This is a genomic window from Aliagarivorans marinus DSM 23064, assembly GCF_000429485.1.
GTDB classification, from domain to species: domain Bacteria; phylum Pseudomonadota; class Gammaproteobacteria; order Enterobacterales; family Celerinatantimonadaceae; genus Aliagarivorans; species Aliagarivorans marinus.
The window spans coordinates 347,661-367,868 of the sequence record NZ_KE386909.1; the positions used below are offsets into that span (position 1 = coordinate 347,661).

Here is a 20,208-nt window from a genome sequence, read left to right on the forward strand (position 1 = left end):
TAGCGTGGCGATGCGAGGGAGCCTTTCCCTATTAACTTTTCTTTTTATTAAAATTTGGGAGTGACATTGATGTCTGATTTAAAACCGGCCGAGTTCGTTCAAACCATGATCGACGTAGGCGAAGCTAAAGTAAACACCAGCACCCGTGACCTGATCCTACGTGGCACCATGGCTGGGGTCATCCTCTCTCTCGCTGTTGTTGTAGCGATTACCACGATCACCCAAACCGGCTCCGGTGTGGCGGGCGCTCTGGTGTTCCCAGTGGGCTTTGTGATCCTAAGCCTAATGGGCTACGACCTGGTGACTGGTGTGTTTGGCCTGGCACCTCTAGCCAAGCTGGAGAACCGCCCGGGCGTAAGCTGGAAACGGGTGCTGCGTTGCTGGGGCTTAGTTGGTCTGGGTAACCTGATCGGCTCGTTGCTGGTGGCCTATTTGGTGGCGGTGTCGCTAACCATGAACTTCGCGATTGAACCAAATGCAGTGGCGCAGAAGTTTATTGCGGTCTCGACTGCGCGCACCGTTGGTTTTGAAAACCTCGGCGCCAATGGCTGGATCACCTGCTTTGTGCGCGGCATCTTCTGTAATCTGATGGTGTGCTTGGGGGTCATCGGCAACATGACTGCGCGCCGCGTAACCGGCAAAGTACTAGCGATGTGGTTCCCGATCTTCATCTTCTTCGTGTTGGTGTTCGAGCACACGGTTGTGAACATGTTCCTGTTCCCACTGGGCATGCTGCTTGGCGCAGACTTTGGTATTGCGACCTGGTTGAACTTCAACCTGATCCCAACCATCTTGGGCAACATCGTCGGTGGCCTGCTGTTCACCTGTATCCCGCTGTACCTGACCCACGCTAAGACCGCGCCATCACTTTCTGCAAATGAGCAGGGCGTTGAAGAGCAAGCCGACTTCTCGCCGGCGCTGGGTGGTAAGTAACCGCACACTGAGCATGTAAACGCGTCGCTGACGCGTTTGGCAACAACAGCCCCGGGGTCCCAAGCTCGGGGCTGTTTCTTTCTAGCGTTCACTGCGTATTGCAGCCGACTCACCTAAGAGTTTGAGCATATCTTAGAAGTAGCTGGTTGTACTCAAGCTCCTAAGTCACTGTTATGCTAGCAACCCTATGATTAGCAAGTGTATTCGCGTAAAAGGACCTTACCATGTCTGACTCTTCCTCCGTTGTCGCCAGTAGTAGCAAACCCGGCTTGGTGTCGTTGGTTGGCGCAGGCCCGGGCGATCCTGACTTGCTCACGGTAAAAGGGATGCGCGCGATTGAGCAGGCCGAGGTGTTGGTTTATGACCGCTTGGTGTCCGATGAGATCTTGGCGTTAGCAAGCGATGATGCTGAGCGTATCTATGTGGGTAAGAAGCTGGACTTTCACTATGTGCCACAGGATAAAATCAACCAAATCTTGGTCGATAAGGCGCGCGAAGGTAAGCGGGTGGTGCGCCTTAAAGGCGGCGATGCCTTTATCTTCGGTCGCGGCGGTGAAGAGCTGGAAGTGCTGGCCGAGAACAACATCGCCTATGAAGTGGTGCCCGGGATTACCGCTGCCACCGGCGCATCGGCCTACGCCGGTATTCCCCTTACTCACCGCGACCACGCCCAAAGCGTGCAGTTTATTACCGGCCATATTCAAAAAGACGGTCAGGAGATCAACTGGCAGTCGGTGGCCCAAAGCGGCACCACCCTGGTGTTCTACATGGGCCTTAAACAAAGCCCCTACATCAGCCAACAGTTAATTAGCCATGGCCTGGCCGATGATACCGCCTGCGCAATCATCGAAAATGGCACCCGCGACAGCCAGCGAGTATTCAGCGGCCCGCTCTCAGAGCTGGGCAACCTTGCGGCGCAAGCCAAAAGCCCGGCATTGATCGTGGTGGGCAGCGTCACTAGCTTGCAGCAGAAGCTGGATTGGTTTGGTAAGTAAATACGCATACAATCAATAGACTCATTTTCGGCAATCGCTGGAGGGCGTATGCCATTCACACCCGTCCATATGGGACCGGGCATCCTTATCAAAGCACTACTGCAGGGCAGCTTTAGCCTGATGATCTTTGGTTGGACCCAAATCGTGATGGATATCCAGCCGCTGTGGGTACTAATTAGTGGCGAAGGTGCCTTGCACGGCAGCAGCCATACTTGGCTAGGCGCCACGCTGTTGGCGCCGCTGGCGGCCTTAAGTGGCAAGCACCTCTCAGAGTTCGGTCTGCGCCTGCTGGAGCTGTCATCGTTCACCCCAATTAGCTGGCGAACCTGCTTCGTTAGCGCGTTTATCGGCAGCTATAGCCATATTCTGCTCGATAGCGTGATGCACTCAGATATGCTGCCCTTTTATCCCTTAAGCGAGGCCAATGGATTGCTGGGTCTGGTGTCTGTCGCCACGCTTCATAAGTTCTGCTACCTCAGCGGCGCGGCGGGCATGGTGTTGTATGTGCTGGTGCTGGCATGGCAGAGAGCCATAGAGACAGAGAGCTGAGAGCCAGAGAGCAAGTAGCTAATTTAGCCCTCTATCGAGCAACTAAACGGGAAGGACCCTGATGAAAAGACAACGTCGTTGCTGTATCGCACTTTACCTCGCCGCTTTAGTGCCACTTTTAAGCGCCTTACCGCTTGGTGCCGCTGAACCTGGACAACTTGCAGAGCAGTTGCTGGTGGCAGAGCGGCAGCAAACCGCGATTCCGGTGTTAAGTGTGAGCGAGCCTGAGATGGACCTCGCCAAGGCCTATCAAGTACAGCAGGCTTATGTGGCCCACCGGCTTCAAAGTGACACCTTGGCTGGCTTCAAAGCGGGGCTGACCGCCAAGCCGGGGCAGCAGCGCTTTGGCCTGAGTGAGCCGGTGGCGGGCGTGCTGTTTGCGTCTGGGCGCTTGGCAAACAATGCGCGGATCGCGCGTTCCGACTTTGGCCAACTGATGATCGAGACCGAGCTCGGTTTGCTTCTGGCGAAACCTCTGCGCCATCCGCTTGAGGACATGGCTGCTTTGAAGAGTGCGGTGGCGGCGGTGGTGCCGGTGATTGAGCTGCCGGATCTGGGCTTTGCCGACCTTAAGCAACTTAGCGGCGTGGATATCGTGGCGGCCAATGTATCGGCGCGGCGCTTTATTGTGGGCGAGCCCTTGGCGGTTGATAGCGAGCAGCTTAACCAGCTTAGCGTGTCGCTAATGATGAACGATCAGGCGATTAACCATGGCCACGCCAGCGATGCCATGGGCGATCAGTGGCAGGCTGCGTGGTGGCTGGCCAACACCTTGCTGGCGCAATACGGTGAGCTGCCAGCCGGTAGCCTATTGCTGACCGGGGCACTGGGTAAGATGCTGCCCGCTAAGCCCGGGGAGTACCTTGCCAGCTATTCGATAGGGCAAGACAAGCTTGGGCAAGTGAGTTTTCAGATAAGCGAATAGCACGTCATTTTGAGGGCGGCTACAGGCCGATAGAGATGTAATGGACGCGCTGAGCGCATCGGCAGTCAAGGAGAGCATGATGAAGATAGCTAGCTGGAACATAGAGTGGATGAACCACTGGTTTACTGGCGATAGTGGGCCGGCGCAGTGGCGCAGCGCTGCGCAGATCCGTGGTGTGTCTGATATCGATAGTCTGGCTCAGCGAGTGGCTGCGGTGATTCAAAGCATGGCTGCCGATGTGTTGCTGATCCAAGAGGGCCCAAGTCGCAAAGCCGAGTTAGCGCTGTTCGTCGATGACTACCTTAACGGCGATTATGACATCGTTGGCCCATCGGGCAGCGGTCAGCAAAAGCTCTATGCCTTAATTCGCAAAGGCGGTGCGGTGGTGAGTTTTGAGCGGGCCTATTCAAGCGGTGAGATAGATTTGGATGCGTCGTGGAGGGTGGGCATAGACGGCACTATCTTGGATGGCCGCTTACAGTTGGAAGAGTACCAGTTTACCCGTGCTCCACTCATGCTGGATATCTTCGATGGCAAGCACACCATCCGAGTGATCAATCTGCACCTCAAGTCGAAATACATTCACAAAGGGCAACGAATGTGGAGCAACCCAGAAACCCGCCCGGCGTTTATCGTGGAAGCGGTTAAAGTGCGTCGACGTATCTCCGCGGAGGCGATGCGGATACGCGAGTACCTTAACGAGCTAATGGAACAAGACGATGAGATGCGGGTGGTGGTCTGCGGCGATTTCAACGATGGGCCGGGTACCGACTTTTTTGAGCGACAGTACCTCACCCATAACCTGGTAGCGACGATTGCCGGAAACCCCTGCGCGCCGCGGCGAATGTTCCGCCACGGCTTTGCCGACAGAGTCGATAAGCGAGAGAACTTCACGGCGATCTTTGATGACTTTATTGATGAGGTTAATGGGCGCAAGGTGCTGCTCGACCATATTCTGGTTTCACCGGGGCTTTACTGGAAGCTACGTGATGGCACCATCGACCACCAAGCCTTTGCCTTGGGCGTGGATAACACGCTGCCTGGCTCGCGAGAAAAGCTGCCCAGCGATCATCGTCCGCAGTGGGTTAGTTTTGCCTAGCTAGCGTGTTTACCCTTTAACGCTTTAGCGTTTTAACCCATTAGCCCTTTAACCTTTTAACCCTTTAGCGCTTTAACCACAGATACAACCTAGCCGGCAGCTGCTCCTCGTTATCGCAGCTGCCTTGTTCTAACAGTACGAAACCGTGCTTCTCATAAAATCGCTGCGCGCCTTGGTTGCACTCAAAGTTATGCAGTTGCAGCGAACCCTCACTGTGCTGCTTGGCAAGACCGAGTAAGCGGCTGCCGATCCCGCGATGTTGATAATCCACATGGATGTAGAGCTGGTGCACCCACATGCTGTCATAGGCAATAAGCCCGAGCACCTCATCGTTTTGTTTGTCGATGGCCAGTGTTACCCGGCATTGCTTGGCAAGGTGCTGGTCGAGAAACTGTTGGTGTTGTGCAGGGCTATGCAGGGTGTCGACGATCCCTAAGGCGCGCTGCTTGCTGGCGCGCCACATGGCCACGGCCTTGGCGGCGTAGCTGCTGCGATATTCGATAAGCGAGATGCCTGCGTGTGAGTAGAGGTGTGTGATGGTATCGCTGCCTGAAAAGCTATATATTCCGTCAACACTATATCAAGCCTCGATTAAATTGAAGGTGGCTGCAGATGACGCCCTATGCGACCCTGCAGCTCAGCGCAACAAGGACGTACAATGAGTCACACTCTCCGCTGGGGCATCCTCGGCACCAGCTTTATCTCCGGCGTAATGGCCGAGGCCATACAGCTCGATGGTAGCAGCGAGCTTTACGCGATTGCCGGGCGCAGCCCCGAGCCGCGCCAAGCGATGGCTAAGCAGTATGGCATTCCGGTTCAGCATGACGACTATCAGGCGCTTATCGACGATCCGCAGGTGGATATCGTCTATATCGCGCTGCCCAACCATGTGCATCACGACTATGTGGTCAAAGCCGCGCAAGCGGGCAAGGCAATCCTCTGCGAAAAGTCGCTCTCGGTGGATATGCCCAAAACCGAGCTGGCCTTGGCGGCAGTCGAGCAACATCAGGTGTTCTTCGCTGAAGGGCTGATGTATCTCAACCATCCCTTGATTGCCACGCTGTGCGAGCTGGTAAACAGCGGTGAGATTGGCACGCTGCGCGCTATCTCCGCTCAATACACTGCCGCGATCAGCCAGTTTGTTAATCCGGGCAGCAAAGGCGCGCTGTTTAATCTCGGCTGCTACCCGGCATCGCTTGTGCACCTGCTGCTCCAGCAAAGCGGAAATCTTAGCGACTACCAGCTCCAAGCCACTGGCCGACGCGGCGCCGATGGCAATATCTGCGACAGCGCCGCCACTATTCAGTTTGCCAATGGCATCACCGCCCAGCTACACACCGCCGAGGATTACGGTCTGCATGCCAGCTTTAGCGTGCTGGGCGACAAAGGCAGCATCGAGCTGTTAAATAACCCATGGCTACCGAGTAAAGAGAATCGCTTGCGGGTGCGCCACTATGAGCAGCCTGCGCGCGAGATTTGTGTGGACGCTGAGGGCGATGGCTTTCTCTATCAAGTGCGAGCAATACTGGCGGCGCTGCGCGCTGGGAACAAACAGCTAGCGCGCCCTGCAGCCGGATGGGAGGACTCGCGGCAGATTATGCAGCTGTTGAGTGATTGGCACAGTGCTGCCGAGCTAGCAGGTTGAGCGTATATCGCATCGACACAATCAGAAGCAACAAAAAGCCCGGCAATTGCCGGGCTTTTGAGTCTAGAAGCTTATTCGCAATTACAGCTTAGTCAGCCAGCCATGCTTATCTTCGGCCTTGCCCCACTGGATATCGTTCAGTGCTTGGCGCAGCTTCATGGTGGTCTCGCCGGCTTCGCCGTTGCCGACGGTGTGCTCTTTGCCGTTGTGGATCAAGGTGCCCACTGGGGTCAGTACCGCGGCGGTGCCGGAAAGTGCCGCTTCACAGCCGGGCTTGGCGGCGCGCTCTAACAGTTCGCTCACGCTTAGTTCGCGCTCGCTGACGGTCATGCCCATATCGCGGGCGATGGTCAGGATGGAGTCGCGGGTTACGCCGTGCAGGAAGCTGCTATCCAGCGCCTTGGTGATTACCTCGTTGCCATCTATAAGGATAAAGTTGGCGGCGCCGGTCTCTTGCACATCGCTGTTCGGGCAGAACAGCACTTGGTCAGCATCGACGCTGGCGCGGGCTTGGTTAATTGGCTCCAGGGCGCTGGCGTAGTTACCGCCGGATTTCACCATTCCCATATGTGGGGCGCAGCGCATGCCGTGCTCTTCCAATAGCAGGCGCAGTGGTTTAGCACCGGCGGCAAAGTAGTCGCCCACCGGCGATAGCAGTACATAGAGTAGCGCGCTATTACTTGGCGCAGCGGCTTTGCCAATGGCAGGCTCGGTGCCGATAAAGGTCGGGCGGATATACATCGAGCCGGGAGGCTCTGGTACCTCATCGGCAAACTGGTTGACGATGTCAGTGACCATTTGGTTTAGCAATTGTGGCTCGAATGCTGGCAGGCTAAGCAGTTTGGCAGACTGGGCCATACGGCTGACATTGGCATCCATACGGAAGATTGCGACGCTACCATCGGCATGGCGGAAGGCTTTCAGGCCCTCGAAACAGGTGCTGGAGTAGTGAAGTACGTGTGCACCGGGGTGCAGAGATATGCTGTCGGAGGCGACAATCTCGCTGTCACTCCATTGTTGCTCTTCGTATTTAGCTAATGCCATCTGTGGCATAAAAACCGTGCCAAATGCTGCCATATTGTGTTCCTACAATTATTTAAAGCCTCTCCGGGCCGAGCTTGTTTTGGTATCGAGCGAAGTGAATGCTGGAGGGGAGCAGATCTGCGTGCGCGGTGCTACGGGCAGTTCCCAGGTTGGCTTGGGCCAACTTCTCCATAAATCGGGATCGCTGATGGGTTATCGAGTATGCGGTTTAAACTCGCTGCGATCAAGCCAGAAACCTGTAATTGCGGCGGCTAGTACAGTGATAGCTTGTCTAAGGGCGATTTTAGGCAAAAACCGGCTTTTAACTGTGGCTTTAGCGAAACTGTTAACGATTATTGACACTGAGCGGACTGCACTTTGATTTAGCGCACAACAATGGCGCTATTCGAGGCCTAGACTGAGCGATGTATTTTTAAGCAATAAGGAAGATGCGTGCTCGACTCGATCCAACAGCTGCTGGTGGCACAGATGCCCCGCGCCCTCAAACAGCTAGCCAAGCTTACCCCTAGTGCCGTCCAACTTAAGGTTCTCAACCTTGCATTCAATCAAGCATTTAAAGAAGAGTTGGCAGAAGGCGATTTCGATTTTCTCGACCAGCGCCGGGTCAAGCTGGAGATAAGCGACTTGGATGTCGCTTGGGATCTCACCCTCAGTGGTGAGCAGTTGTGTGTGTCGGCCTGTCAGCCAGATTTCGACCTGCGCTTTGCCGGTGAGTGGAATCAGTTTGTGCTGCTGGCAGGGCGAAAGGTGGACCCCGACACACTGTTTTTTCAGCGTCGTCTAAGCATCGAGGGTGACACCGAGCTGGGTCTGGAGATCAAGAATCTGTTGGATAATCTGGAGTTGGAGCGTTTGCCCGGGCTGCTAAGGCAGGGATTAGACCACAGCGCCTCCTTAATCGAGCAATATCAAACCAGCTAACGGTTCTTTCCTCTGGGGAAATGGTGATTTTCCGAGGTATTTGCTACTTATTTGAACGTATTTAGTGAACTTTCGTGTAATTTGGTCGACTAACCCTATGTTGTGTTTTGTGAACTTGTAGTCAATTACTGGTCACTTAAAGGCACAAGTTAATCAAGGTTAAATAAAAGTTTGACCAATGTCGCGAGTTTTTAAGATAAAGTTAAATATCAATCTTTATTTTTATAATTCTGCGGAATAGTATGCTGGCTTACGCCGCTGTCATAACAAATCCGCAAATAATTTTCGTTGACGAGATCACTAAATAGCGCAGATTAAAAATAACTTAGTTTGGCTGTAATGCAGTTCACATAAAGTTGTTTTTAGCCTGTGTTAAATGCAGCGGGTGGGGAACGCATGGAAAACCGTGCTTTCCTCGCCAAGAACGCCTATTCGTGCGTAGATACCAGGCAGTTTCTAACAGTCTCAAGGATAACCGGGATGTCACAGAACCTACTCCGTTTTACCAACATTCTCAGCATTGTTGGCGACTTGATACGGGTGCAAGTACCCGCTCTTGGCGATAACTCCATTCGCCCCAAGTACGGGGATCTCGCTGTCATCGAACAAGATGGCGAACCCTATTCTCTCGCTCAAATCATTAAAATCGATAACGACGAAGTGTCGCTACAGGTGTTTGCTGGTTGTAAAGGCCTGTCGACCCAAGCGGCCGTGAGCTTCCTCGACCAGCCGATGAACGTGACTTACTCGCCAAATGTTCTGGGGCGTATTTTCACCGGTTCCGGTCAGCCTTTGGATAATGGCCCAGATTTGGAACATGACCCGAAGGTGGAGATCGATGGTCCATCGGTCAACCCAGTTCGTCGTACTCTGGCTTCACGCATGGTGCGTACCAACGTACCGATGATCGATTTGTTTAACACCTTGGTTGAATCGCAGAAGATCCCGATCTTCTCGGTGGCCGGTGAGCCCTACAACAAATTCCTGTCGCGGATTGCGATTCAGGCCGAGGCCGATGTGGTGGTCTTCGCCGGTATGGGTCTGATCTACGATGATTACCACTTCTTTAAGACCCAGTTTGAAGAAGCGGGTGTGGGCTCACGTACCGTGATGTTCGTAAACCAAGCCTCTGACCCAACGGTAGAGCGTATTCTAACCCCTGATATGGCCTTGTCGGTCGCGGAACACTTCGCGGTAGAAGAGGGCAAGAAGGTGCTGGTACTGCTAACCGATATGACCTCTTACGCCGATGCGATGAAAGAGATCGGGGTTGCATCCGATAAGATCCCAGCCAACCGGGGTTACATGGGCGACCTGTACTCGCAACTGGCCAAGCGCTATGAAAAGGCTTGCTCGTACAAAGGTGCGGGTTCGGTAACCATTTTGGCGGTAACCACCATGCCAGGTGATGACGTAACCCACCCTGTACCTGATAACACCGGCTACATCACCGAAGGACAGTTCTACCTGCACAACGGTGTACTCGACCCATTCGGTTCCCTGTCGCGTCTCAAGCAGATGGTAATCGGTAAAGAGACCCGTGAGGATCACAGCTCGATCATGAGCGTGATGATTCGCTTCTACTCCGACTCGGTTGAAGCCGCTCAGAAACAGGCGATGGCCTTTGAGTTGTCTGAGTACGACGAGAAGACGCTTAAGTTCGGTAAGTTCTTCAAAGAGAACTTTATGAACCTGGACGTGGACATGACTCTGGAAGATGCACTGGATGAAAGCTGGAAGATCCTGGCTGAGTGTTTCGACCCTGAAGAGACCCTGATTAAAGACAGCCTGTTGGAGAAATACTGGCCCGACGCCAAGCAAGTCGGTCGCGAAGAAGTAGCTGCTGCGGCTGAGGAGTAAGGGCATGGCCAAGATTGCGCTAAATAAAAGCTCGCTTAACAAGCAAAAGCGCAGTCTCAAGACCTACAAGCGTTATCTGCCAGCGCTGGAGCTAAAACGCCAGCAGCTGATGCTGGAAAAGCGTAAAGCAGAAATCGCCCTGGCTGATGCCAGGGAACGGGTCGCAGAGCTGCGCCGGGTGGTGGAAGAGAACCTCCCGATGTTGGCGTGCCAAGATATCAGTGTCGACAAGTTAGTGGAGGTCAAGTTAGTACGACTTGGCACCCAGAACATTGTCGGCTGTAAGGTTCCTATCGTTGACGACATTGAGCTTGAGGTGATGCCTTATAGCTACCTGGCCCGTCCCCACTGGGTGGACGCGGTGCTGGAGCAGCTCAAAGAGATGGTGCGGTTGCGGGTAGAGCTCTCGGTATACGAGAAGCGCTACGAGCTAATTAGCCATGCCACTCGCACTACCAGTCAGCGGGTGAATCTATTCTCCAAGGTGCTGATCCCCAACACCCAAGATGCTATCCGTCGGATTGGTATCTACCTGTCGGATCAAGACCGTGCTGCGGTAATGAACGCCAAGCTCTCCAAAGAGAAGGTGTTGGCCCAGCAAAATAAGGGAGGCGAAGCATGAGTATTCGTTCGCTTAAACGCCTGACCTTAGGTGGTAGCACCCGCCAGCAGCGCGAGCTGTTGAGTGCCCTGCAGGGCTTAGGTTGTACCCACCTTATTCCGCTTAGTGAAGACAACGCCCAGGCTAACCGCGCGTTGGCGATGCAACAGCCAAATGACGCCAGCGAGGCCTTGGCCTGGTTGGGGCGTGCTGAGCGCCGTCGTCGTCCGGTGACCGACAAAGACTTGGTCGATGTGGATGAGTTGATTGAACAGGTACTGCAGAACAAGCGTGCAATCCGCGCCGAAGCTGACCGCCGCGATCACCTCAAGCAACATCTGGCTGCACTAAAACCGTGGGGCGAGTTCACGCTACCGCCGCTGGAAACCACCAACAATCGTCGTTTCTGGTTCTATGTGGTACCGCTGAAAGACCTTGATGCGGTGCATCAATCGGAGCTGCCTTGTCAGGAGATCCATCGCGACCAGAAACGCGCCTGGATCGTGGTGGTGTCGAAAGAAGAGCCTGCAGAAGATGCGATGCCGGTGGAACGCAGCCGTATTGGCCGTCACACCATGAGCCAAATCGAGCAGATGATTGAGATCTGCGAGCAGCATCTGGAAGACCTACGCGCCGAGCGCGAAGCGTTTACCCGCTGGATCTACCCGCTCAGCCAGAGTTTGGCGGCGCGACACGATACTGCGTCGCTGCTGATGGCTAGCTCCGGTGTGCGCGACGAAAACGAGTTCTTCTTAATGCAAGGCTGGGTACCCGCCGACCAAGAGGAAGCGCTGGTTGAGTTGTCTGAGCAACACGCTGCAGCCATCTTGCTGGAAGACCCAACTGCCGATGACCAGCCGCCAACGCTGCTGGAAAACGACGACCAAACCGGTGGCGGCGCCGAAGCGATGAGCTTCTTCCAAACGCCCAACTACCGCGCTTGGGACCCGGGCAAACTGGTGTTCTTCTCGTTCTCGCTGTTCTTCGCGATGATCATGTCGGACGCCATGTACTCGGCACTATTCGGCGGCATCATCTGGATGTATCGCAAGCGCCTGCGCAGCTCTGAGAAGGGTGTGCGTTTGATGAACCTGGGGATGTTTATGTCCCTGCTGGGGATTGTTTGGGGTGTCATGGTTGGCTCCTACTTCGGCGTAAGCCCAAGCTCTGGGCCGCTGGCCTGGTTGGCCTTCCTCGATCTCAACAACTACCCGGCGATGATGAAGATCTCGGTGTTTATTGGTGTGGCTCACCTGATGGCGGCCAACCTAATGACGGCGTACATCAATCGACCCAACTTGAAGGCGCTGGCGCCGGTGGGCTGGGCGGCCTTGATGTTCGGCGGGATGATGCTGTGGTTTGGGGCCGATGGTCCACTACCTAGCTGGCTGGGAACCGGTCTGGGCAGTATCGCCATGTTGGGCGGTGCCGGTCTGGTCTGTGTGTTCAGCTCTGATCGTAAGGTTGACTCGCCGAAAACGGCTGCACTGCGTGCACTCGATGGGGCCAAGGCAATCTATAACATCACCGGTGCCTTTGGTGACGTGCTCAGCTACATGCGCTTGTTTGCGCTGGGGCTGTCCGGCGCCTCACTGGCGATGACCTTTAACAGTTTAGCCGCCCAGGTGGTCGACAGCTCTCCAGTAAGCGGGGTGTTGTTCGGTGGCTTAATTCTACTGCTCGGCCATCTGCTTAACTTTGCGCTTTGTATCATGAGTGGTGTGGTACATGGCATGCGACTCAACGTCATTGAATTTGTTAACTGGGGACTATCCGACGAAGGATACCCATTCAACGCATTTCGTAAGAAAGAGGACTAAATCATGGATTCATTTGTTATTGCTCTAGGTTGGTTGGGCACGTTTGCTCCAGTGGCATTGGGTGCGGTAGGTTCGGCTATCGGTTGTTCACTGGCAGGCCAAGCGGCTTGTGGTGCAATGCTGGATGTGGAATCAGGTTACGGTAAGTTCGTGGGTCTGTCGGCGATGCCTTCATCGCAGGTAATTTACGGTATCGTAATTATGTTCACCCTGATGGGCGTAGGTGTTGACGAGTCAACCGCTGGCGCACTATTCGGTATTGGTCTGCTGACCGGTGTGGCGCTGCTGTACTCTGCAATGTACCAAGGCCAAGCGGTATCTGCGGCGATTAACGCCTCTAAAAACAAGCCTGAAGTATTCGGTCTGTCGATTGCACCTGCAGCTATTGTAGAAGGCTTCGCGGTATTCGCATTCGTATTCGCCCTGGTTCTGGGCGCGAGTGTTGGCGGCTAAGGATCGGAGATTACTATGGCAGAAGTTAACCAAGCCCCGGTATCTAAGGGCATTGATGCACTAGCGCAGACGCTGCGCCAAGAAGGTGTAGAAGCGGGCCAACTGGAAGCTGACAAGCTGATTGCTGCAGCCAAAGAAGAAGCCTCGATTATCGTCAGCGAAGCGCGTGACAAAGCCAGCCAAATTTTGGGCAATGCCCGCAAAGAAGCTGACTTTATCTCGCAAGCCGGTCAGCAAGCCTTCGAGCTGGCTGAGCGCAACGCGACCTTGAATCTGAAGAGCTACCTGCAAGAGCAGTTCGCGGAGCAGATTAAAGCGACCGTAGGCAAAGCGCTGGAAGATGAAGCGCTGCTTAAGCAGATGATCGTGGAAGTGGCCGGTCAAAACGCCTTGGCCGATGATGAGCAGGTAGACGTGTTGCTGCCAGCCAAAGTGGTGGGTGTGAGCGATCTGCGTACCAAGCCAGAAGAGCTGGCGGAAGGCACGCTGATGCACTTTGTCGCCGCCGAAGCGGCTGAGATGCTGCGCGAAGGCGTGAGCTTCTCGGTAGATGAAGAGAACGGCAACGATTTGGTGTTCCGTCTGAAAGACAAGGACATCGAGGTGAGCCTGGGCTCGGATACCGTGAGCCAGATGCTGCTTAACCACTTGCAACCGCGTTTCCGCGCCTTGCTTGAAGGCATCGTTAAGTAGTCACTGTCATCTGTTGAGGAGTCGTTATGGCCGATAAAGCCTACCATAGTTTGCTGGCATCACTGCCGCACATAGACTCGCTGTTCGATAGCAAGCAGACGCCGATCTCCCGCTTCCAGCTGGAGCGGCGCCTAAGTGCCCTGAATTTTGATGAGCGGGCATTGCTGGATGACATTGAAAAGCTGATGCACTGGGACAACGAAGAGAAAGAGCAGATGGGTGAGGCGGAGTTAATTCGCCACACCAATCGGATTCTTGGCCGGGTGAATAGCCCGGCGCTCAAGGAGCTGATCAACTGGCGTTTGGACATGCGTACCGCGATTGCCGCGTTGCGCCGTAAACGCGCTGGTCAAAAAGCCCCGAGTGAGCCCCAGTGGAGCTTCGGTACCCGTTACGAGTTTATTCGTCGTAACTGGAATGTGCCGTACTTCAACCTTCAGCACACCTTCCCTTGGCTTCCCGATATCGCCAGGGCAATGGAAGAAGGGCAGAGCTTTGAAGCGGAAAAAATACTGCTTGGCGCCGTGTGGCAACATTTGACCACCATGGCCAGCAAACAACGCTTTAGCTTTGAGGCGGTGGTGATCTACGTATTGCGCTGGAATCTGGTGCTGCGCTGGACCACCTATGACCGCGAGCAAGCGATTGTTCGATTCGACCAATTAGTGGAGGGCGCGTTGGGCGAGTTTGCCAGCGCGCTGCCCGATCAATAATAAGGTAGCTTGTTTATGAGCACGGATTTAACTAATACCAAGCCAACTGCGCACGTGACCTCGGTGATTGGCGATACCTTGAGTATCCGCCTCAATCCCGAGCAAAAGGGCTCAATCACCAAGAACGAAGTGGTGTATGTGATCCCATCGCGCGCCCAGACCGATGGCTTGACGGAATACCTGATGGCCGAGGTGCTGCGGGTACGTGGCGATACCGCCGACATTCAGGTTTACGAAGATACTCGCGGTATCTCAGTGGGTGACGATGTTATCCAAACCGGTGAGATGCTGACCGTTGATTTGGGCCCGGGCATCCTGGCGCAGATCTACGATGGTCTGCAAAACCCGCTGGAGCGTCTGGCACAGATTCACGGTAAGTTCCTAAAACGGGGTGTTCAGGTAGAGGCGCTGGAGCGCGCTGATACTTGGGCCTTTACCGCCAAGGTACGCCAAGGCGACAAGGTACGCGCCGGACAGCCGCTGGGTAGCACTCAGGAAGGCCGTTTTGAACACCAAATCATGGCGCCGTTCAACCTGCGCGGCGAAGCCGAAGTGACCTGGATTCAGGAAGGCACCTTCTCGGTAGATACCGTGATTGCCCACCTAAAAGACAGCCGCGGCAAAGAACTTAAAGTGACCATGGTGCAGAAATGGCCAGTGCGTCAGTCGATTGCCAACAACCTGGCAAAAGGCGGTAAGACCGAACGCCGTTACCCGAATGAACCACTGATCACCACCATGCGTACCGTGGATACCTTCTTCCCAATCGCCCGTGGTGGCACCGGTTGTGTACCGGGCCCATTTGGTTCCGGTAAGACGGTACTGCAGCACTCTATCTCGCGTTACTGTGATGCTGACATCGTAATCGTTGTGGCCTGTGGTGAGCGCGCTGGTGAGGTGGTAGAGACCATCGAAGAGTTCCCAGTACTGCCCGATCCACGCCACGGTGGCACCCTGATTGACCGTACCGTGATTATCTGTAACACCTCGTCAATGCCGGTAGCGGCGCGTGAAGCGTCTATCTACACCGGTCTTACGCTGGGTGAGTACTACCGTCAGATGGGCTACAACGTACTGCTGATTGCCGATTCAACCTCGCGTTGGGCACAGGCAATGCGTGAAACTTCGAACCGTTTGGAAGAGATCCCAGGTGAAGAGGGCTTCCCAGCCTACATGGACTCATCAATCAAAGGTGTGTACGAGCGTTGCGGCGTAATCAGCAACGAAGAAGGCTCTGAAGGCTCGCTGACCATGATTGGTACCGTATCACCAGCTGGTGGTAACTTCGAAGAGCCGGTAACGCAGGCAACTCTGGGCACCGTGAAGACCTTCCTGGGTCTGAGCTATGACCGCGCCTACAAGCGTTTCTATCCTGCGATTGACCCGCTGATCTCTTGGTCGCGTTACCTCGAGCAGCTGGAAGGCTGGTATAGCGAAAACATCAGTGAAGATTGGGTACCGACCGTTCGCGAGATGCAGCAGTTACTTGCAGAAGGCGATAGTATCGGTCAGATGATGCAGGTAACCGGTGAAGAGGGTATCTCGCTGGAAGACTATGTGGTCTACCAAAAAGCGCTGTTCCTCGACATGGTTTACTTGCAGCAGGACGCCTTCGATAAGGTGGACTCATCGTGTAGCTTCGAGCGCCAACGCTTTGTGTTCGGTAAGGTGGTGAAGATCATCCGCCAGGCTTACAACTTTGCCAATAAAGATGCGGCTCGTAAGTACTTCGTATCGATGACCCGTTACTTCCGTAACTTCCATTACGCGAAGGAAAATACCACCGAATATCAAGACTATATCGAGCGTATCGATATGTTGTTCGAAGATATTCTGGCCGAAGCGGCCTAAGCCTCAAAAGCCCGCGCAAGCGGGCTTTTTTATTGCTGCCGTTTATTGATCTGACCCCGGGTAGCTATATAACCAATTGGTTAATAATAGACTCAATTAGAATATGCATCCCAAGGATTGGATGAATGGATTTGTGGTACAGCTTTTGGTTTTTGCTGGTTGATCTGACACTTACCAGTGGTTTTCTATGGTTAGGCATGCGCTTGTCGGCGGTGGTCGCCGGCGTGGGCGTTAGCCATCGTTATTGCTCTGCGGGCGCATTAATTCAAGTGGCCGCAATCTCTACGCTGTTTAACTTGATCCCCTACTTAGGCTGGGGCCTATCGTGGGTGGCGCTGATGTTCCTGCTTTGGCGACGGCTCAGCGTCAGCTTCCCTGAACTGTTGGTGATGGTGATGGTCGCTAAGATGAGCACCTTTATTTTAATTCAGCTGCTGTTCTCCGAGCTCACCACGGTATTCTTTTAGTTCATTCTCGAACATGTCCCTAGAACGATAGCCCTAAACCCACCACCGTGCGGTAATCGCTGGATTTAGGGCGCTGATTGTTACTGTCCAGCGCTGGTTGCTCGATGTAGTCCCAGATAAAGTCGACATCAAGGTCGAAGTCTTCCGCCAGCTCTACGGCTACGCCCAGCAGGCTGTGGTGCTGATAACCACCGGTATCGGCATTGCTAAGCGACATCGAGAAATCGTGCTTGAGCTCGATGCTGTCGCTCAGCTCCCAACTAAAACGCGAGCCCATCGCGGCCCCCAAGCTGGACTCGCGATCGCTCTGGCCTTCGGCGGTGTTTTTAAAGCGAGTCTGTTGCCAACTCGGTCCCGCTGCCAGCTCCCAACGAACGATGTCATTATCCAGCGCAATATAACCCAGCTGTGGGCTCAGCTGGGTTTGCAGGCGAATGTTCTGCAAAGGGGCATGATAGAGCTCGAGCTGAACTGGACGAAAGAACCAGCGCTGCGAGCGGTAGATATCGTGGCTGGCGGTGAGGCGATGGTTATCGGTGTTGCGCTGCTCGTCACTGGCGCTGATGTTTACCAGATAATCTACCGAGGTGCGTCTCAAGGCGCTCAGCCGTATCCCCTGGTACTTGCCATTCAGATCGCGGCTATGACTGTTGCCGCCAGAGAAGGAGGCGCTCAGGGTGGCCTTCTGCTCCCAGGGTTGGCTCTCCAGCTCCTCAAGCGGGTAGAGCGCAATCAGCGCATCGGTGGCGACGGTGATCTGGTGCTTGCTCTGGATCACCAGCCACGGCTTCTCGAGGCTGATAGTGCCCTCAATCACCCCTTGTTCATCAAGGTTGATTTGATAGCGCTGCTCGCTGGTGAGCTGCGCTACGTCCTCCAAGTCTATCTCCAGTTCGCCAAGTACGTCGCTATCGAACAGGATGTGTTCTTGGTGGATCTGCAGTAGCTCGCCAATTAGCAGCTCTCCTGAGTCGAGAACTAGCGTGTCTTTTACGGTGCTTGCCAAGGCGGTTGGCAACCAAATGAGAGCGATAAGCGAGCCTATGAAACCTTTCATAATGTGGGAAGTCCTTGAATTCACAACACAATGTTTAATAAAAAAACACCAAAATGTCTAATCAACAGCATCTATAACTAAATGGTTATATTGACATCTAGCACTATTAATGTCTCAATCAATGAGGTTTATACCTTTCATGGATGGTTTCAGGAGCAAGCGGATATGGTACTACCACCGCGTTTCAAACAGTTTGAGCAAGCCCTGCTGGAGTGGGGAAAGCAACAAGACAATATTCGAGCAATTATCGTAGTCGGTTCACATGCCAGAAGCTACCTTCCCGCCGACGAGTATTCCGATATTGATATTCTATTTGTAGTTAGTAACTTCGCGCCTTTCGAGCAATCTGACACCTGGCTGGCGCAGTTTGGCACCCCTCTTATCTCCTTTGTCGAGTATGACCCCGATACCAACACTCCCGAAGTGCGGGTGGTGTATGAGGATGGCTTGGCGGTGGACTTCCCAATGCTGCCCGCAGAATTGGTGTTGAGCACCAGTGTGACTCAAGCCGATGAAAAAGTGGTTAGCATGCTTAAGCGTGGTCATCAGTTTATCCTCGATAAAGATGGCCTGACCGGGCGCTTTTCTCGGGTGTTGCAACAACAGTTACCAAGTCGGATGGAGTCCATCGAGTGGTGCGAGAATGCGCTGAGCGAGCTGATGTTCTATTGCCTTAATTACGCCAAGAAGCTGCGTCGCGGCGAATCCTGGCTGGCCCTACAAGGCTGTAATGCCAACCTGCAGTGGCAGATGCTGGCGCTGCTCGAGCAGGTAGTGCTGCGCGAGCAAAATGGCCAGGTGGACACCTGGTACGACGGTCGCTTTGTCGAGCGCTGGCTTGGGGATACTTGGAACACCACTCTAACGCTGTGCTACGCCGATCAAAATGACCATAGCATTGCCCAAGCCTTACTCAACTGTCAGTTCTTCGCCAAGCAGATTGCCGATAGACTGGGGGCTAGCCCAAACCTGCCGTTCGAGCATATGGAGCAATTGCTGAAGCAAACCCTCGACCATTTGCTGGCCGCGCAGACCCACTCGCATTCTGCAATTACTCTTAATTAGAGACTTTTAACTATCTGAAAAATAGCACTAAAACCTAGTTGGACTGGTTCTTGCTGAAGCCTCCTTGAATTGAGGAGGCGATATGCTTGAACTGATGTCCCGTTTTTACATTATCCTGCAAGCCCTGTGGCGTCAGCGCTATCTGATCGTGCTGCCAGCGCTGCTGATGCCGCTGGCAGGCGTGTTCGTAGCCAAGCATGCGCCCAAGTATTATCAGTCGCACACCAGCCTGTTGGTGCAGGAAACCGCCAAGCTCAACCCCTTCTTAGAGGACTTAGCGGTTTCGGCCAACCTTGACGCGCGGATGGAGGCTTTGACGACCTTGCTGCACAGCCGCCACATCCTCACTGAGGTGGCCATCGAGCAAGGCCTGTTAGCGCCGACCGATTCCCCTGAGCGACTCGATGAGGTTATCGGACGCCTGTCTTCAGCCCTGACCGTACGTAAAGTCGGCAAGGATCTAATTCGCATCGACTATCGTGCTGACAACCCACAGGGCATGGCTGAGCTGCTCGGCTCGGTAACCAACCACTTTGTTGAACAGCTGCTGGCACCAGAGCGCTCTTCCATCCAAGAGTCTCAGCGTTTTCTCTACCAACACCTGCTCGATAGCAGTGATGAGCTGCATAAAGCAGAGCAGGCCTTGGCCGACTTTCGTTCATTGAACGCCGATAGTTTGCCGGAGTTGCATTCTGCTAATGCCCAGCGGCTTGGTCAGTTGCGCCAGCAGCTAATTGAGCGCCAAGCTGAGCTGGCGGGGGCCGAGCGCAGCTTGGGTAGCATTGACCAGCAACTCTCAAGAACCAATCCACTGCTGCTACAGATTGAGCAGCAGATCGTGCAGAACCAAGCCGAGTTGGCCACTTTGCTGGCTCGCTATACCGAGGGCCACTCCAGCGTACTGGCAGTGCGCCGTACCTTGCGCCGCCTCGAGTCTGAGCGCCAGCAAGCATTGGCCGGTATGGATATTTCCGAGGCTGGCACATTGGTCAATGCCGTAGAACGTCAGCTTTCTACCAGCGAATCAAAAGGCGAAATGCTGGTCATCCAGGCCGAGGCGCTGATGGAAGCGCGTCAGCGGGTTGAACAGTTGCGTGAAGAGGTTCGTCAACTGCAACATCTTGAGGATCAGTTAGTGCAGCAGGTCACTCAGTTGGGTAGCCAAGAGCAGCAGCTACTGGTGCTAAGTCGCGACCTCAAAGTGAAGCGCCGCCTCTATGAAGACCTGCTGACTCGCTACGAGATGGCACAGGTAACTGGCGCGCTGGGCCTGTTTGAACAAGGCGAGCGGATCAAGATTATCGACAAGCCTTACACCCCAAGCACACCACTGGGTTTTCCCGGATGGGTGTTTGTTATCGCCGGCTTTGTCGGCGGTCTGGGATTGGGGCTGGGCCTGTGTTTACTGGCGGAGCTGAGCAACCCCACCTTGCGCAGCGCCGCCGATTTAGAAGCATTAACAGGACTGCCGGTGATTACCCGTATTCCTCCACTTAACTAATTTCAGAACATCTTTG

General features: G+C 54.3%; 20 protein-coding genes. 17 read left to right on the plus strand and 3 right to left on the minus strand.

The annotated features are described in order from the left end of the window. Window positions 1-69: 69 nt before the first annotated feature. The 5 genes from G461_RS0121230 to G461_RS25115 all read left to right on the plus strand — a co-directional run bounded on the left by G461_RS0121230 (window position 70) and on the right by G461_RS25115 (window position 4,501). Entirely contained in the window at window positions 70-933 is an 864-nt protein-coding gene (locus G461_RS0121230) for a formate/nitrite transporter family protein (RefSeq protein WP_026973351.1), read from the plus strand. A gap of 224 nt (window positions 934-1,157) precedes the next feature. Beyond that, a complete protein-coding gene (gene cobA, locus G461_RS0121235) occupies window positions 1,158-1,928 on the plus strand; it encodes a uroporphyrinogen-III C-methyltransferase (protein ID WP_026973352.1) in 771 nt (256 codons plus the stop codon). Between the two features lie 48 nt (window positions 1,929-1,976). Beyond that, window positions 1,977-2,477: a hypothetical protein gene (locus G461_RS0121240; protein WP_026973353.1), complete on the plus strand. Its 501-nt coding sequence runs from the start codon at window positions 1,977-1,979 to the stop codon at window positions 2,475-2,477. 61 nt (window positions 2,478-2,538) lie between these two features. Next, on the plus strand, window positions 2,539-3,402 hold the full coding sequence (locus G461_RS25110) for a 2-keto-4-pentenoate hydratase (RefSeq protein WP_051333746.1): 864 nt from the start codon (window positions 2,539-2,541) through the stop codon (window positions 3,400-3,402). A gap of 40 nt (window positions 3,403-3,442) precedes the next feature. Then, window positions 3,443-4,501: an endonuclease/exonuclease/phosphatase family protein gene (locus G461_RS25115; protein ID WP_084429442.1), complete on the plus strand. Its 1,059-nt coding sequence runs from the start codon at window positions 3,443-3,445 to the stop codon at window positions 4,499-4,501. Window positions 4,502-4,565: 64 nt separating this feature from the next. Here the strand turns inward: G461_RS25115 and G461_RS0121255 are convergent, their stop codons facing one another. After that, window positions 4,566-4,964, minus strand: a complete 399-nt coding sequence (locus G461_RS0121255) for a GNAT family N-acetyltransferase (RefSeq protein WP_051333748.1) — start codon at window positions 4,962-4,964, stop codon at window positions 4,566-4,568. Window positions 4,965-5,159: 195 nt separating this feature from the next. On the opposite strand from G461_RS0121255, the gene G461_RS0121260 reads away from it, so the two are divergent. Next, on the plus strand, window positions 5,160-6,146 hold the full coding sequence (locus G461_RS0121260) for a Gfo/Idh/MocA family protein (RefSeq protein ID WP_026973355.1): 987 nt from the start codon (window positions 5,160-5,162) through the stop codon (window positions 6,144-6,146). 81 nt (window positions 6,147-6,227) lie between these two features. On the opposite strand, the gene G461_RS0121265 is transcribed toward G461_RS0121260, so the two are convergent. Beyond that, window positions 6,228-7,223, minus strand: coding sequence for a branched-chain amino acid aminotransferase (locus G461_RS0121265; protein ID WP_026973356.1), 996 nt, complete (start codon window positions 7,221-7,223; stop codon window positions 6,228-6,230). A gap of 399 nt (window positions 7,224-7,622) precedes the next feature. On the opposite strand from G461_RS0121265, the gene ubiT reads away from it, so the two are divergent. From ubiT to G461_RS0121310, 9 genes are all read left to right on the plus strand, one after another. Continuing rightward, window positions 7,623-8,111 carry a ubiquinone anaerobic biosynthesis accessory factor UbiT gene (gene ubiT, locus G461_RS0121270; protein ID WP_026973357.1) on the plus strand — a complete coding sequence of 163 codons (489 nt, stop codon included), beginning with the start codon at window positions 7,623-7,625 and terminating at the stop codon, window positions 8,109-8,111. 480 nt (window positions 8,112-8,591) lie between these two features. After that, complete coding sequence (locus G461_RS0121275; RefSeq protein ID WP_026973358.1) at window positions 8,592-9,971, plus strand: V-type ATP synthase subunit B; 1,380 nt, start codon at window positions 8,592-8,594, stop codon at window positions 9,969-9,971. Window positions 9,972-9,975: 4 nt separating this feature from the next. Then, complete coding sequence (locus tag G461_RS0121280; protein WP_026973359.1) at window positions 9,976-10,593, plus strand: V-type ATP synthase subunit D; 618 nt, start codon at window positions 9,976-9,978, stop codon at window positions 10,591-10,593. After that, window positions 10,590-12,392 (plus strand): V-type ATP synthase subunit I, encoded by a 1,803-nt coding sequence (locus G461_RS0121285; RefSeq protein ID WP_026973360.1) that lies wholly within the window; start codon window positions 10,590-10,592, stop codon window positions 12,390-12,392. The genes G461_RS0121280 and G461_RS0121285 overlap by 4 nt, the downstream gene beginning before the upstream one ends. Window positions 12,393-12,395: 3 nt before the next feature. Next, window positions 12,396-12,845, plus strand: coding sequence for an ATP synthase subunit C (locus G461_RS0121290; RefSeq protein ID WP_026973361.1), 450 nt, complete (start codon window positions 12,396-12,398; stop codon window positions 12,843-12,845). A gap of 15 nt (window positions 12,846-12,860) precedes the next feature. Further along, window positions 12,861-13,538, plus strand: a complete 678-nt coding sequence (locus tag G461_RS0121295) for a hypothetical protein (protein ID WP_026973362.1) — start codon at window positions 12,861-12,863, stop codon at window positions 13,536-13,538. A 26-nt stretch (window positions 13,539-13,564) separates the two neighbouring features. After that, window positions 13,565-14,251, plus strand: a complete 687-nt coding sequence (locus tag G461_RS0121300; protein ID WP_026973363.1) for a DUF2764 family protein — start codon at window positions 13,565-13,567, stop codon at window positions 14,249-14,251. Between the two features lie 15 nt (window positions 14,252-14,266). After that, window positions 14,267-16,102 carry a V-type ATP synthase subunit A gene (locus G461_RS25120; RefSeq protein WP_035480977.1) on the plus strand — a complete coding sequence of 612 codons (1,836 nt, stop codon included), beginning with the start codon at window positions 14,267-14,269 and terminating at the stop codon, window positions 16,100-16,102. Between the two features lie 125 nt (window positions 16,103-16,227). Continuing rightward, window positions 16,228-16,569 carry a hypothetical protein gene (locus G461_RS0121310; RefSeq protein ID WP_026973364.1) on the plus strand — a complete coding sequence of 114 codons (342 nt, stop codon included), beginning with the start codon at window positions 16,228-16,230 and terminating at the stop codon, window positions 16,567-16,569. Window positions 16,570-16,588: 19 nt separating this feature from the next. Here G461_RS0121310 and G461_RS0121315 read toward each other — a convergent pair whose 3' ends face one another. Further along, complete coding sequence (locus G461_RS0121315; RefSeq protein WP_026973365.1) at window positions 16,589-17,626, minus strand: DUF481 domain-containing protein; 1,038 nt, start codon at window positions 17,624-17,626, stop codon at window positions 16,589-16,591. Window positions 17,627-17,791: 165 nt separating this feature from the next. Here G461_RS0121315 and G461_RS0121320 point away from each other — a divergent pair, with 165 nt between their 5' ends. Both G461_RS0121320 and G461_RS0121325 read left to right on the plus strand, forming a co-directional pair. Further along, window positions 17,792-18,691, plus strand: a complete 900-nt coding sequence (locus G461_RS0121320) for an aminoglycoside 6-adenylyltransferase (protein WP_026973366.1) — start codon at window positions 17,792-17,794, stop codon at window positions 18,689-18,691. A gap of 82 nt (window positions 18,692-18,773) precedes the next feature. Next, window positions 18,774-20,192 carry a Wzz/FepE/Etk N-terminal domain-containing protein gene (locus tag G461_RS0121325; RefSeq protein ID WP_026973367.1) on the plus strand — a complete coding sequence of 473 codons (1,419 nt, stop codon included), beginning with the start codon at window positions 18,774-18,776 and terminating at the stop codon, window positions 20,190-20,192. Window positions 20,193-20,208: the final 16 nt, after the last annotated feature.